Raw genomic sequence first — 16220 nt, 5'->3', positions numbered from 1 at the left:
GCCACAGCCCGGCTCCTCGCCTGATTCTGAGCGATGACTGGGCTCCTCACCTGAGCGATGACTGGGCTCCTCACCCGAGCGATGACCGGGCTCGTCGCCTGAGCCTCAGGCCGGCTCCTCGTATGCCAGGTCTCGGCACCTGGGAATTGCCGCAATGCCGAGCGGCTCGAAATGGCGGAAGAACAGGAGGAGAACGACGGGAGCGCTGGTGCGAAGGAGAGGGGCTGACGCATCCGAGGCGCCGACACCGGACGATGTGGGGGGGTATGCTATAGAACCTCCCAACAGGCAGCGACGGTTGGCTGCTTGAGCATCGGTCCGGGTACGCCGTCGGGTTCTCTCGCCAGAGCGGCGCGACGAGCTCGACATTCGGGAGCGTTGCGTGTCGACAGGGGGTGGGGACGTTTCACCCGGAGCCGCCGCGCGGGCGTGGCAGCGATCGGAGGGGCCAGGATGAGCCGCGAGACCCTCGCGCCAGGGACGGTGTTCCAGGGTCGCTATGAGATCCTGTCCTGCTGCCGAGCGAGCGGCCGAACGGTCGTTTACAGGGGCCGGCGCATCGGGGGCGGTCGGCCGATCGTCCTCCAGATTCTCCGTCTGCCTCGCGAGGGAGACCGCAGGCACCCTGCGCGGCGCTCCATCTCGCGGTTCCTGCGGGAGATGCGCTCTGGCACGCGGCTCCACCACGCTCCGATCGTCCGGCCCGTCGACTGGGGGCACGCCGGCGAGGGGCGGCTCTATACCGTCTTCGAGCTCATGCCGGGACACACCCTGCAGGAGGTGATGCCCTCGCAGGACGACCTGCAGCAACACGCGCTCGGCGCGACCCTGCCGCAGGCGACGCTCGAGCTCAAGGAGACCCCGCGCCGCGACGCCGAGGCCCAGGAGCAGAGACAGCCGGACCGGTCGGGATCGAGCGGAATGCGCGGCGAGCGTGGCGAACCGGCCGAGACCACGCTCGCGCTCGCCGGCCTGGCCCCCACGGAGGCGTCGGCCGGCGTGACGCCCGAGGAGCGAGCGCGCGAGGCCGCAGCGCCGTCGGTACACGACGCGCTCGACGCGCACGGCGCAACCGCGGCGGGGGGAGCGGCGCCGACGGGGCGCGGTCCGGGCTCCGCGCTGCCGGACGTCGGCGGCACGATCAAGCATTACGAGATCATCCGCAAGCTGGGCCGGGGCGGCATGGGGATCGTGTACCTGGCCCGCGACACCAAGCTCGGGCGCCTCGTGGCGATCAAGCTGCTGCTCGAGTTCAGCGGACAAGGAAACGAGCGCTTCCTGGACGAGGCGCGGGCCACGGCGCGCTGCCGTCACGAGAACATCGTTGTGATCCACGAGGTGGACGAGATCCGCGGACACCCGTACCTGGTGCTCGAGTACATCAAGGGCCGCACGCTGAGCGAATGGCTGACCCAGCGCGAGCACCCGAGCGCGCCAGGGCCGCTCGCCGCGATAGGGCCGTCCGGCCCGATGCCGCCCGGCCAGGTGGTGGAGCTGATGATCCCTGTGGTTCGCGCGCTGGTGTGCGCGCACGAGCTCGGGATCGTGCACCGCGATCTGAAGCCCGAGAACATCCTCATCGACGACGCGGGGAGCATCAAGGTGCTCGACTTCGGGATCGCGAAGCAGCTCGACGCCAGGGTGATGTCGACGCTCACGGGCACGCAGGCGACGCTCGCGCGAGGCCACGTCGACGGCCACCGGAGCGGGCTCATCGGCACGCCGGCCTACATGTCGCCCGAGCAATTGCTGGGCGGGGACATCGATCCTCGCAGCGACCTCTGGGCCGTGGGCATCCTCCTGTACACGCTGCTCGTGGGGGCGCATCCGCTCGACCCGTTCTCGGTCGCGCGGCTCGCGGACATCGTGAAGCTCGATCTCCCCATGCCGCGCGTGAGCGCGCGGCGGCCGGACGTGGGCGCGCTCGGCGACCTTGTCGATCGGTGCCTGAAGAAGCGCAAGCACGAGCGCATCGGCTCGGCCAAGGAGCTGCTCGCGGAGCTGGAGGCGCTGCTGCCCGGCCGAAAGGCGCTCGAGCTGGGCGACGACGAGAGCCCGTTCGCGGGGCTGTCCGCGTTCCAGGAGTCGGACGCGGCGCGCTTCTTCGGGCGCGATCGCCAGATCGCCGCCACGACGACGCGGCTGCGCTACCAGCCGCTCCTCACGGTCGTCGGGCCGTCGGGGGCGGGCAAGTCGTCGTTCGTGCGCGCGGGGGTGATCCCTGCGTTGAAGCGCGGCAGCGAGCGGTGGGAGACGTTCATCGTGCGGCCGGGGCGCCGGCCGCTGTCGGCGCTCGTCGATGTGCTCGTGCAGGTGGCCGAGTCCGAGGTGGCCAGCGCGGGGTCCGGGTCGGCCGAGCTCGCCGACCACGACGGGATCGTGGCCACGCTGCGCGCGCAGCCGGGGCACCTGGGCGCCCGGCTGCGCGCGCGCTGCCGCCGCGAGGGGACGAGGCACCATGTCCTGCTCTTCGTCGATCAGTTCGAGGAGCTGTACACGCTCGGCGCCAGCCGCGAGGAGCGGGCCGCGTTCGTGGCCTGCCTGGAAGGCGTGGCCGACGACGCGTCATCACCCCTGCGTGTGCTGCTCGCCGTCCGCTCGGATTTCCTCGATCACATGGCCGATGATCACGATTTCGTGATCGACGTGACGCGCGGTCTGTCGCTGCTGCCGCCGATGGGGCGCGACGGGCTGCGCGACGCGCTGACGAGGCCGCTGGAGGCGGCCGGTCATCGCTTCGAGACGGCCGAGATGATCGAGGACATGCTGGGCACGCTGGAGAGCACGCGGAGCCCGCTGCCGCTCTTGCAGTTCACGGCCGCGAAGCTGTGGGAGGCGCGGGATCGCGAGCACCGGCTGCTGACGCGAGACAGCTACGAGAGGCTGGGCGGCGTGGCGGGCGCCCTGTCCGCGCACGCGGACGCGGTGCTCTCGGCGCTGCCGGTGCGCGAGCAGCGGCTGGCCCGCGCGGTGCTCGTGCGCCTGGTCACGCCCGAGCGCACGCGCGCGGTGGTCAGCCTGGAGGAGCTCCATGGGGTGGCGCAGAACGGCAGGGGTCCTGCGGGCGAGGCGATCGATCAGGTGGTCCAGCACCTGGCCGGCGCGCGGCTGCTGCTGATCGAGACCGGGGGCGAGCGCGAGGGCACGACGGTGGAGCTGGTGCATGAGTCGCTGATCGAGCGGTGGCCCAAGCTCCGGCAGTGGCTCGCCGAGGGCGAGCAAGACGCGCAGTTCCTGGCCCGGCTGCGCGCCTCGGCGCAGCAGTGGGAGGCGAGCGGCTGGGCCGAGGGGCTGCTCTGGCGCGACCGCGCGGCCCAGGACGCGAGGGCATGGTACGAGCGCCGGCGCGCCGCGCAGGGCGCCGACGGGCGAGCGGGGCTGAGCAAGCGCGAGGAGCGCTATTTGCTGGCCGTCGTGGAGCTCGCCGAGCGCGCGCGGCGCTTGCGACGGCAGTTCGCCGTGGGCGTGATCGCGACGCTCAGCGCGTTCGCGGTCATGGTGTCGTACCTGGCGATCCGCGCGCAGGCGGACGCGCTCCTGGCGCGCAACGCCACCCGCATGGCCGCGGCGCGCGAGCTGCAATCCGATCCCACGACGGTGCTGGCGCTCTTGCGGGAGGTCGAGCCGCCCGAGGTGCCGCGCGGGTGGGCCACCCTCGCGCGCTGGGCGCTGCACAGCTGGGTCGCGCGCGTGGTGCTCACCCACCCGGATTTCGTCATCCGGGCGGCGTTCAGCCCCGACGGCAAGCACATCGCGACGATCTGCGCGGACAGGGCCGTGCGGGTGTGGAACGCGGACGGCACGGGCGAGCCGCTGGTCCTTCGTGGCCACGACGCGCCGATCAACTCGGTGGCGTTCAGCCCCGACGGCGAGCGCATCGTGACGGCGTCGGACGACAGGACCGCGCGGGTGTGGCGCACGGCGGGTGCGGGCGAGCCGCTCGTCCTCCGCGGTCACGAGGACGGGGTCTATTCGGCGGCGTTCAGCCCCGATGGCGGGCGCATCGTGACGGCGTCGTTCGACCGGACCGCGCGGGTGTGGAGGGCGGATGGCACGGGCGAGCTCGCCGTCCTTCGGGGTCATGCGGAGCCGGTCTATTTCGCGGCGTTCAGCCTCGACGGCGGGCGCATCGTGACATCGTCGTTCGACCGGACCGCGCGGGTGTGGAAGGCGGATGGCACGGGTGAGCCGGTCGTCCTGCCCGGTCACGAGGATGCCGTCTACTCGGCGGCGTTCAGCCCGGATGGCAAGCGCGTCGTCACGGCGTCGTGGGACAAGACGGCGCGGGTGTGGAACGCCGATGGGTCGGGCGAGCCCCGGATCCTGCGCGGCCACGAGGATGTCGTCTACTCCGCGGCGTTCAGCCCGGATGGCGAGCGGATCGTCACGGCGTCGTGGGACAAGACGGCGCGGGTGTGGAACGCCGATGGGTCGGGGGAGCCTCGGACCCTGCGCGGCCACCAGGATCGGGTCTATTCTGCGGTGTTCAGCGCCGACAGCAGGCGCATCGTCACGGCGTCTTATGACAAGACGGCGCGGGTGTGGAACGCCGAGAGCACGGGTGAGCCCCTCAGCCTCCGTGGTCATGACGATTCGGTCTCCTCGGCGGCGTTCAGCCCGGATGGCAAGCGCATCGTCACGGCGTCGTGGGACAGGACGGCGCGTGTGTGGAACGCCGAGGTCGCGGGAGCGCCCGTGATCCTCCGTGGCCACGAGGGGGAGGTGTTCTCGGCGGCGTTCAGCCCGGATGGCAAGCGCATCCTCACCGCGTCCGACGACAAGACGGCGCGGGTGTGGAACGCCGACGGCTCGGGCGAACCGCTGGTGATCCGTGGTCATGCGGACCGGGTTCGCTCCGCGGCGTTCAGCCCTGACGGCGAGCGCATCGTCACGGCGTCCTTTGACAAGACGGCGCGTGTGTGGAGCGCCGACGGGTCTGGAGAGCCCGTGACGCTCCGTGGTCACGCGGACAGGGTGCGTTCGGCGGCGTTCAGCCCCGACGGCGAGCGCATCGTCACCGCCTCGTATGACAACACGGCGCGTGTGTGGAACGCCGATGGCACGGGCGAGCCCGTGGTCCTGCGAGGGCACGATCGTTGGGTCGTATCGGCGGCGTTCAGCCCGGATGGCGAGCGGATCGTCACGGCGTCGTGGGACAAGACGGTGCGGGTGTGGAACGCCGACGGCACAGGCAAGCCCGTGGTCCTGCGTGGTCATGAGCACCTGGTCAATGCTGCGGTGTTCAGCCCGGATGGCAAGTATGTCGTGACCGCGTCCGACGACAAGACGACGCGGATATGGAACGCCGACGGCACGGGCGAGCCCCTGGTGCTGCGCGGGTCCGATGCGTCCGTCAACGCAGTGGCGTACAGCCCCGATGGCAAGCGCATCGTCACCGGGTCCGACGACAAGGTCGCGCGGGTGTGGACCGACCTCGAGCCGCTCCGCGGCGTCGATGATCCGAAGCTGTGGACGGCGACGACCTACTGCATGCCTGTCGAGCGGAGGATCGAGCTCCTTCGTGTGCCCGAGTCGGCCGCCCGGGCGAGCCAGGAGGCCTGTCTGCGGCAGGTCGCCGCGGTTCGCGCGGCCGCGCCGAGGGGGCAGGCGGATTCGGGGGGCCGGCTGCGCGGCACGGCCGGCCGATGACGAGCGTCGCTGCGCCGAGCGCGTGAGCGCGTCGAGGAAGCAGCGGGCTCTGGCGCTGCTCGCAGGTCCATGCTGCGTCTCGCGAGGAATGCGCGAGAGCGGCGGCGGGCCGGAGATTGTCGGAAAGAGAGCCGTAGAGACGTCCGGAGCGTCGATGTCGGGCGATGCGTGGGGGCGGATGCTATAGATCATTGAGGACAGGCAGCGAGGCTGCCTGAGCATGGGATCGGGTACGGTGTCGAGCTCTCTCGTCAGACAGGCGGGACAAGCCCGGCCGTCCGGATCGCTGCTTGTCGATTCGGGGTGAGGATGTTGCGCCTGAAGCTGGCGAGCGAGGCGACGGCGAGTCGAGGAGCCAGGATGAGCCGGCGGACACTCGCGCCAGGGGTGGTGTTCCAGGGCCGCTACGAGATCTTGTCATGCTTCCGGGCGAGCCGCCGAGCGGCGATCTACAAGGGGCGGCTGATCGAGAGCGGTCAGCCGATCGTCGTTCAGATCCTGGGCATGGCGCCGGACGGAGCTGGCGCGCATCTGGTGCGGCGTGGCCTGGCGCGATTCCTGCGGGAGATGCGTTGTTGCACGCGGCTCCACCACCCCCGCATCGGCTGGCCCATCGACTGGGGGCACGCTGGCGAGGGGCGGCTCTATGCCGTCTTCGAGCTCGTGCCCGGACGTGCGGCCGGTGTGGAGGGCAGCGGGTGGGAGGGGCGGGAGCCGAGAGGAGCGAGAGGAGAGGACGCGAGCGGAGATTCTGAGGTTCTGGTGCGGCGACAGCCGGACCACCGGAGCTCGATCAGCGCTTCTGTTGAAGAGGCCGTGTGCACGCTCGGTATCGCCGGCATGGCGCCCACGGAGGCCGCGGGAGACCCTATGCCCGAGGAGCAGGCGCAGGAGGCCGCGCTCCTGCCAGCGCAGGATGCGAGGGCGCTGGCGGGAGCGACGGTGGCGGAGCGCGCTCCGGGCTCTGCGCTGGCGGACGTCGGCGGTACGATCAAGCACTACGAGATCATCCGCAAGCTGGGCCGGGGCGGCATGGGGATCGTGTACCTGGCGCGGGACACGAAGCTGGGGCGCCTCGTCGCGATCAAGCTGCTGAGCGAGTACAGCGGGCAGGGGAGCGAGCGCTTCCTGGACGAGGCGCGGGCCACGGCGCGCTGCCGTCACGAGAACATCGTGGTGATCCACGAGGTGGACGAGATCCGTGGATACCCGTACCTGGTGCTCGAGTACATCAAGGGCCGCACGCTGAGCGAATGGCTGGCCCAGCGCGGGCGCCCCTGCGGGCCAGGGCCGGGTGGACCGATGGCGGTTGGCCAGGTGGTCGAGCTGATGATCCCGGTGGTCCGCGCGCTGGTGTGCGCGCACGAGCTCGGGATCGTGCACCGCGATCTGAAGCCGGAGAACATCCTCATCGACGACGCAGGGAGCATCAAGGTGCTCGACTTCGGGATTGCCAAGCAGGTCGATATCCACATGATGTCGACGATCACGGGGGCGCCGGCGGCGCTCGCGGGAGGCGGTGGCGAGGGCCATCGAAGCGCGATCATCGGCACGCCGGCCTATATGTCGCCCGAGCAGTTGCTGGGTGGGAACATCGATCCTCGCAGCGACCTCTGGGCTGTTGGCATCCTCCTGTACACGCTGCTCATGGGGGCGCACCCGCTCGACCCGTTCTCGGTCGCGCGACTCGCGGACATCGTGAACTTGGACGTTCCAATGCCTGGCGTGAGCGCGCGGCGGCCGGACGTGGGCGCGCTCGGCGACCTTGTCGACCGGTGCCTGAAGAAGCGCAAGCACGAGCGCATCGGCTCGGCCAAAGAGCTGCTCACGGAGCTCGAGGCGCTGCTGCCCGGTCGAAGGGCCCCCGAGCTGGGTGAAGGAGAGAGTCCGTTCGCAGGGCTGTCTGCGTTCCAGGAGTCGGACGCGGGGCGCTTCTTCGGTCGCGATCGCGATGTCGCCGCCATGACAGCGCGGCTTCGATACCAGCCGCTCGTGACGGTTGCCGGCCCCTCCGGGACGGGCAAGTCGTCGTTCGTGCGCGCGGGGGTGATCCCGGCGTTGAAGCGTGGCAGCGAGCGGTGGGAGACGTTCGTCGTGCGGCCGGGGCGCCGGCCGCTGGCGGCCCTCGTCGATGTGCTCGTGCAGGTGGCCGAGTCCGAGGTCGCCGGCACGGCGTCGTGTTCGGCCGAGCTCGCCGAACACGACGGGATTGTCGCCACCTTGCGCGCGCAGCCGGGGCACCTGGGCGCTCGGCTGCGCGCGCGTTGCCGCCGGGAGGGGAGGAGGCACCATGTCCTGCTCTTCGTCGATCAGTTCGAAGAGGTCTACACGCTCGGCGTTGGGCCCGAGGAGAGGGCTGCGTTCGTGGCCTGTCTGGAAGGCGCTGCGGACGACGCGTCGTCGCCCCTGCGTGTGCTGCTCGCCATCCGCTCGGACTTCCTCGATCGCATGGCCGGGGAACACCCCCAATTGACCGACGTGGCCCGCGGGCTCTCGGTCCTGCCACCTATGGGGCGCGAGGGCCTGCGCGACGCCTTGGCAAGGCCGATCGAGGCGACGGGTCACCGCTTCGAGACCGACGAGATGGTCGAGGACATGCTGGACACGCTCGAGAGCGCCCGTAACCCCTTGCCGCTGCTGCAATTCGCCGCCGCGAAGCTGTGGGAGGCGCGGGATCGTGAGCGCCGGCTGCTGACGCGCGAGAGCTACAAGAAGCTGGGCGGTGTGGCTGGCGCCCTGTCTGCCCACGCGGATGCGGTGCTCTCGGCGCTGCCGGCGCGCGAGCAGCGGCTCGCCCGGGCGGTGCTGGTGCGCCTGGTCACGCCGGAGCTCACGCGCGCGGTGGTCAGCCTGGACGAGCTTTACGGTGTCGCGATGGGTGGCGAGGAGGGCGCCCATCTGGCGATCCCGTACGTGATCCAGCACCTCGCCGGGGCGCGGCTTTTGCTCATCGAGACTGGCGGCGAGCGCGAGGGCACGACGGTTGAGCTGGTCCACGAGTCGTTGATCGAGACGTGGAGGCGGCTCGGGCAATGGCTTGCGGAGAGCGAGCGCGACGCGCAGTTCCTCGCCCGGCTCCGCACCGCGGCTCAGCAGTGGGAGGCGAGCCGCAACGCCGAGGGGCTGCTCTGGCGTGATCGCGCAGCGGAGGAGGCCCGAGCGTGGTACGAGCGCCGCCGCGCTGCGCAGGGCGCCGATTGGCGCGTCGGGCTCGGCGAGCGCGACGAGCGCTATCTTCGAGCGGTCGTGACCCTCGCCGAGCGCGCGCAGCGCTTGCGGCGGCGGCTCGCCATGGGCGTGATCGCCACGCTCCTTGCGTTCGCGGTCATCGTGTCGTGCATCGCCGTTCGCGCCGACCGGCAAGCCACGCGTGCCGACCAGGAAACGGCCCGTGCGCAGGCCGAAGCCCGAGAGGCGCGCAACGCCACCCGCATGGCCGCTGCGCGCGAGATGCAAGCCGATCCTACGACGGTGCTCGCGATCTTGCGCGAGATCGAGCCGCCCGATGTGCCGCGAGGGTGGGGAGCTCTCGCACGCTGGGCGCTGCACAGCTGGGTCGCTCGTGCGATGCTCATCCATCCGGACGGCGTGTTTCGGGCGAGCTACAGTCCCGACGGCAAGCGAATCGTCACTGCATGCTGGGATAAGACCGTGCGGGTCTGGAACGCGGGTGGTACGGGCGAGCCCCTTGTCCTTCGCGGTCACGAGAACGCCGTCCGTTCCGCGGTGTTCAGCCCCGATGGCAAGCGCATCGCGACGGCATCGGAGGACAAGACTGTGCGGGTGTGGGACGCGGAAGGTACGGGCGAGCCTTTGGTCTTCCGGGGTCACGAAGATCTGGTCCATTCGGTGGCGTTCAGCCCCGATGGCAAGCGCATCGTCACAGCGTCCTGGGACAAGACCGCTCGCGTGTGGAACGCGGATGGTGAGGGCGAGCCGCTGGTCCTGCATGGTCACGAGCACTGGGTTCATTCGGCGGTGTTCAGCCCCGACGGCAAGCGCATCGCGACGGCATCGTCCGACAAGACGGTGCGGGTATGGAACGCGGATGGCACGGGCGAGCTCCAGGTTCTCCGCCGTCACGAGAATGGGCTCACTTCGGCGGTGTTCAGCCCCGACGGCAAGCGCATCGCCATCGCGTTATCGGACACGACCGTTCGTGTGTGGAACGCGGATGGCACAGGCGATGTCATGGTCCTCCGCGGTCACGACGGTGGGCTCACTTCGGCGGTGTTCAGCCCCGACGGCAAGCGCATCGTCACCGCGTCCTGGGACAAGACGGCGCGGGTGTGGAACGCCGACGGCACGGGCGAGGCCCTGGTCCTTCGCGGCCACGAAGATGGCGTCCACTCTGCGGCGTTCAGCCCCGACGGCAAGAGCATCGTCACCGCGTCAACGGACAGGGCCGCTCGCGTCTGGAACGTGGATCGCATCGGTGTGCCCCTGGTCGTCCGTGGTCACGAGGAGTCACTCCATTCGGTGGCGTTCAGCCCCGACGGTGAGCGCATCGTCACGGCGTCCTGGGACAAGACGGCGCGGGTGTGGAACGCCGACGGTTCGGGCGAAGCCCTGGTCCTTCGCGGCCACAAGGATTTCGTCAACTCTGCGGCGTTCAGCCCCGACGGCGAGCGCATCGTCACCGCGTCTTGGGACAAGACCGTGCGGGTGTGGAGCGTGGATGACTTGGGCGATCCCTTGGTGCTTCGCGGTCATCAGAAGCCAGTCCCATCGGCGGCGTTCAGCCCCGACGGCGAGCGCATCGTCACCGCGTCCTGGGACAAGACGGCGCGGGTGTGGAACGCGGACGGCACCGGCGAGGCCCTGGTCCTCCGCGGTCACGAGGGGCCGGTCTCATCGGCGGCGTTCAGCCCTGACGGCAAGCGCGTCGTCACGGCTTCCAAGGACCAGACGGTGCGGATATGGAACGCCGATGGCACGGGCGATCCTATGGTGCTTCGAGGTCATGAGAAGCCGGTCTCATCGGCGGCGTTCAGCCTTGATGGCAAGCGCATCGTCACCGCGTCCCAGGACAAGACCGCTCGCGTCTGGAACGCCGACGGCACGGGTGAGCCCCTGGTCCTGCGTGGTCACGAGCACTGGGTCATTTCGGCGGCGTTCAGCCCCGACGGCAAGCGCATCGTCACGGCTTCCAAGGACCAGACGGTGCGGATATGGAACGCCGATGGCACGGGCGAGCCCGTGGTCCTTCGTGGCAGCGATTCCCCGGTCCATGCCGCGGCCTTCAGCCCCGATGGTCAGCGCATCGTCAGCGCGTCCGGCGACAGGGCCGTGCGGCTGTGGACCGATCTCGATCCGCTCCACGGCGTCGATGACCCGAAGCTGTGGACTGCGACGACCTACTGCATGCCCATCGAGCGGAGGATTGAACTCTTCCGGGTACCCGAGGCCACCGCTCGAGCCCAGCAGCATGCCTGCCTGCGCCGGGTCGATGCGGCCCGCGCGGCTGCTCCTTGAACTCGGCTGGACTCGGCCGTAGGACCGCGCGGCACGCCCGACCGATGACGAGCGTTGTTCCTCCGCGTCGTACATGCTGCCAGGGCGGGTCGGCACGCAGCGCAATATCGCGGTCTGCTCGGCGCCAGGTTGCCCACCCGAGGTGCGACTGCAATAACAGGGTGCCACGACCAGCAAGACCATTGCCCGGAGATCGCTGGAACGTCGAGTGAACTGAGATTGTGGGGAAGGGAGCCGCCTGGACCTCCAGAGCGGCGACGCCGGGCGGGGCGTGAGGGACGATGCCATCGAGCAAGGATAGGCAGCGAGGCTGCCTGAGCGTCGAGCCCGACGCGCCGTCGAGCTCTCTCGTCTCGCGCAGCGCTCCTGGTGAAGAGGCGGCGCGCACGCTCGTGCTCCCCGAGCTCGCGCGCGCGGAGGACGTGGTCGGCCGAGTGCCCGAGGACCGAGCGCAAGAGACCGCGGTCCGGCCATCGCCGGCGTCGACGACGCTGGCGGGCGCGACGATGGCGTACCGCGCTCAGGGCTCGACGCTCGTGGAGGTCGGCGGGACGATCAAGCATTACGAGATCATCCGCGAGCTGGGGCAAGGCGGCATGAGCATCGTGTACCTGGCCCGGGACACGAAGCTCGGGCGGCTCGTCGCGATCAAGCTGCTGCTCGAGTACAGCGGGCAGGGGATCGAGCGCTTTCTCGCCGAGGCGCGCGCCACGGCGAGCTGCCGGCACGAGAACATCGTGGTGATCCACGAGGTGGACGAGCTCCGTGGACACCCGTACCTCGTGCTCGAGTACATCAAGGGTCGGACGCTGAGCCAGTGGCGAGCCGAGCGCGAGCGCTCCGGCGCGCCGGGCCCGATGCCGGTCGGGCTGGTTGTCGAGCTGATGATCCCGGTGGTCCGCGCGCTGGTGTGCGCGCACGAGCTCGGGATCGTGCACCGCGATCTCAAGCCGGAGAACATCCTCATCGACGACGCAGGGTGCATCAAGGTGGTCGACTTCGGGATCGCCAAGCAACTCGATGCCAAGCTGCTGTCGACGCTCACGGAGGCGCGGGGGGAGCTCCCGGGAGAGGATGAACAGAGCTTTCGGAGCGCGCTCGTCGGAACGCCGTCCTACATGTCCCCCGAGCAACTGCTGAGTGAGGACGTGGACGCGCGCAGCGACCTCTGGGCCGTGGGCATCCTCCTGTACACGCTGCTCACGGGGGCGCACCCGCTCGACCCATCGCAGATCGAGCGGCTCGCGGACATCGTGAGCTTCGATGTTCCCATGCCGCGCGTCGGCGCGCGGCGCCCTGATGCGGGCGCGCTGGGCGCCCTCGTCGACCGGTGCCTGAAGAAGCGGAAGGACGAGCGCATCGGCTCGGCCAGGGAGCTGCTCGCCGAGCTCGAGGCGCTGCTGCCCGGTCGCAAGGCGCCCGGGCTCGGCGAGGACGACTGTCCGTTCGCGGGGCTCTCCGCGTTCCAGGAGTCGGACGCCGCGCGCTTCTTCGGCCGCGATCGGGACGTGACCGCCTTGACGGCGCGGCTGCGCTACCAGCCGCTCGTCACGGTCGCCGGCCCCTCCGGGGCAGGCAAGTCGTCGTTCGTGCGCGCGGGGGTGATCCCGGCGTTGAAGCGCTCCAGCGATCGCTGGGAGACGTTCACCCTGCGCCCTGGGCGCCACCCGATGGCGGCGCTCGTCGATGTGCTCGCGCAGGTGGCCGAGTCCGAGCGCGCGGGCGCGCCGGCGGGCCCGGTCGAGCTCACCGGGAACGGTGGGCTCGTCGCCACCTTGAGCGCGCAGCCGGGCTACCTGGGCGCGCGGCTGCGCGCGCGCTGCCGCCGTCAGGGGACGAGGCACCATGTCCTGCTCTTCGTCGATCAGTTCGAGGAGCTGTACACGCTCGGCGCGAGCCGCGAGGAACGGGCGGCGTTCGTCGCCTGTCTGGAGGGCGCGGCCGACGACGCCTCGTCGCCCCTGCGGGTCCTGCTCGCCATCCGCTCGGACTTCCTCGACCGCGTCGCCGATGACTACGAGTTCATGACCCACGTGACGCGTGGTCTCTCGTTGCTGCCGCCCATGGGGCGCGAAGGCTTGCGTGAAGCCCTGATGAGGCCGCTCGACGCGGCCGGTCTTCGCTTCGAGACCGCCGAGATGGTCGAGCACATGCTGGACACGCTGGACAGCACGCGGAGCCCCTTGCCGCTCTTGCAATTCACTGCCGCGAAGCTGTGGGAGGCGCGGGACCGCGCGCGCCGGCTGCTCACCCGGGACAGCTACGAGCAGCTCGGCGGCGTGGCCGGGGCGCTGTCCGCGCATGCGGACGCGGTGCTCTCGGCGCTGCCGGTGCGCGAGCAGCGGCTGGCTCGGGCGGTGCTCGTACGCCTTGTCACGCCCGAGCGCACGCGCGCGGTGGTCAGCCTGGACGAGCTGTGTGAGCTCGCACAGGACGGCGAAGACCACGCCGGTGAGGCGATCGCGCAGGTGGTCCAGCACCTGGCCGGGGCGCGGCTGCTGCTCACCGAGGCCGGCGGCGAACGCGAGGGCACGACGGTGGAGCTGGTTCACGAGTCGTTGATCGAGAGGTGGGCAAAGCTCCGGCAGTGGCTCGCCGAGAGCGAGCAAGACGCGCAGTTCCTTGCCCGGCTGCGCGCCGCGGCCCAGCAATGGGAGGCGAGCGGTCACGCCGAGGGGCTGCTCTGGCGCGATCGTGCGGCGCACGAGGCGCGAGCGTGGCGTGAGCGCCGCCGCGCCGAGCAGGGCGCCGAGTGGCGCTCCGGGCTTGGCCAGCGCGAGGAGCGCTATCTCCTTGCCGTCGTGGCCCTCGCCGAGCGCGCGCGGCGTGTGCGGCGGCGGATCGCCATGGGCGTGATCGCGACGCTCACCGCGATCGCGCTGATGGTGTCCTATCTCGCGATCAGCGCCGACCGGCAAGCCAGGCGCGCCGAGCAGCAAGCCGCGCGCGCCGACCAGGAAACGGCCCGTGCACAGGCCGAAGCCCTGCAAGCGCGCAACGCCACCCGCATGGCCGCGGCGCGCGAGCTGCAGGCCGACCCCACGACCGCGCTCTCGATATTGCGCGAGGTCGAGGCGCCCGACGTGCCGCGAGGGTGGGCCGTCGTGGCGCGCGGGGCGCTGCACAGCTGGGTCGCTCGGGCGGTGCTCACCCATCCAGGCGGCGTCATGGGCGCGAGCTTCAGCCCCGACGGCAGATACATCGTCACCGCGTCGTTGGACATGAACGCGCGCGTGTGGAAGGCCGATGGCACGGGCGAGCCGCTGGTCCTCCGAGGTCATGAGAACGGGGTCAGCTCCGCGGCGTTCAGCCCTGATGGAAGGTGGATCGTCACGGCGTCATGGGACGGGACCGTACGTGTGTGGAAGGCCGATGGGACGGGCGAGCCGCTGGTCCTCCGGGACCATGGGGGGCGGGTCAATTCGGCGGCGTTCAGCCCCGATGGCCAGCGCATCGCCAGCGCGTCCCACGACAGGACCGTACGTGTGCGGAAGGCCGATGGGACGGGCGAGCCGCTGGTCCTCCGGGGGCACGACGCTCCGGTCTATGCGGTGGCATTCAGCCCTGACGGCAAGCGCATCGCGACCGGATCGTACGACCACACCGCGCGCGTGTGGAGCGCGGATGGCACCGGCGAGCCAGTCGTCCTTCGCGGCCATGAGCACGAGGTTCAGGGGGTGGCGTTCAGCCCCGATGGCAAGCAACTCGTCACGGCGTCGTCGGACAAGACCGCTCGTGTGTGGAAGGCCGATGGGACGGGCGAGCCGCTGGTCCTCCGGGGTCACGAGGCGCCGGTCTATTCGGCGGTATTCAGCCCCGATGGCCGGCGCATCGTCACCGGGTCCAGGGACAAGACGGCGCGGGTGTGGAAGGCCGACGGGACGGGCGAGCCCCTTGTCATTCGTGGTCACCAGGATGCCGTCTGGGCGGCGTTCAGCCCCGACGGCAAGCGCATCGCGACCGCATCGTACGACAACACCGTGCGCGTGTGGAGCGCGGATGGCACGGGCGAGCCGCTGGTCCTTCTCCGTGACAAGGAGCCGATCGCTTCGGTGGCGTTCAGCCACGACGGCGGGCACATCGTGACGGCGCCCGAGGACAGGACCGCGCGCGTGTGGAACGCGGATGGCACCGGCGCGCCCGTGGTCCTTCGCGGTCACAGGGACGCGGTCCATTCGGTCGCGTTCAGCCCTGATGACAAGCGCATCGTCACGGCGTCGTGGGACAGGACGGCACGTGTGTGGAACGCGGATGGCACCGGCGATCCAGTGGTCCTTCACGGTCACGAGGCTCAGGTCTGTTCCGCAGCGTTCAGCCCCGATGGCGAGCGCATCGTCACGGCGTCGTGGGACAGGACGGCGCGTGTGTGGAACGCGGATGGCACCGGCGATCCAGTGGTCCTTCGCGGTCACGAGGCTCAGCTCTATTCAGCGGCGTTCAGCCCCGACGGCAAGCGCATCGTCACCGTGTCCTTCGACAAGACGGTACGGGTGTGGAACGCGGATGGCGAAGGTGAGCCGCTGATCCTTCGCGGTCACGAGGATGTCGTCTACTGGGTGGCGTTCAGCCCCGATGGCGAGCGCATCGCTACGGCCTCCTGGGACAAGACGGCGCGCCTATGGAAAGCGGATGGAGCCGGTGCCCCGGTGGTTCTTCGTGGTCATGAACACTGGGTTCTGGGGGTGGCGTTCAGCCCTGATGGCAAGCGCGTTGTCACCGGGTCCCAGGACGGAACGGTACGGGTATGGAATTCCGATGGTACTGGCGAGCCGTTGGTTCTTCGCGGCTCCGAGTCTCCGGTCAACAGCGTAGCGTTCAGCCCCGACGGCATGCGCATCATCAGCGCGTCGGATGACAGGGCCGTCCGGGTGTGGACCGATCTGGAGCCGCTCCACGGCGTCGATGACCCGAAGTTGTGGGCCGCGACGACCTACTGCATGCCGATCGAGCGGCGGATAGAGCTTCTCCGTCTGCCAGAAGCCCTGGCCCGGACCCATCAGGAAGACTGCCTGCGCCGCGTCGCGGCGGCCCGCGTGGCCGCCCCCGGGTCCCAGCCAGGCTCGGCTGCCCGACCGAGCGACACCGCCGATCGATGA

3 protein-coding genes are annotated in these 16220 nt (G+C 70.4%); all 3 read left to right on the top strand.

Features of this window, described 5'->3' with window-relative positions; all coding sequences use genetic code 11:
- Nucleotides 1-660 precede the first annotated feature (660 nt).
- The 3 genes from WMF22_RS24900 to WMF22_RS24890 all read left to right on the top strand — a co-directional run bounded on the left by WMF22_RS24900 (nucleotide 661) and on the right by WMF22_RS24890 (nucleotide 16220).
- The gene (locus tag WMF22_RS24900; RefSeq protein ID WP_437292494.1) at nucleotides 661-5649 is read left to right on the top strand and encodes an nSTAND1 domain-containing NTPase; all 4989 of its coding nucleotides are present in this window, start codon (nucleotides 661-663) and stop codon (nucleotides 5647-5649) included.
- A gap of 1032 nt (nucleotides 5650-6681) precedes the next feature.
- Complete coding sequence (locus WMF22_RS24895) at nucleotides 6682-11124, top strand: nSTAND1 domain-containing NTPase (RefSeq protein ID WP_438037280.1); 4443 nt, start codon at nucleotides 6682-6684, stop codon at nucleotides 11122-11124.
- 506 nt (nucleotides 11125-11630) lie between these two features.
- Entirely contained in the window at nucleotides 11631-16220 is a 4590-nt protein-coding gene (locus tag WMF22_RS24890; protein ID WP_438037279.1) for an nSTAND1 domain-containing NTPase, read from the top strand.

The sequence above is a fragment of the Sorangium sp. So ce204 genome, assembly GCF_051526795.1.
GTDB lineage: Bacteria > Myxococcota_A > Polyangia > Polyangiales > Polyangiaceae > Sorangium > Sorangium cellulosum_B.
The sequence above is the reverse complement of the archived record's forward strand: the minus strand, read 5'-3'. Positions and strand labels throughout refer to the sequence as shown.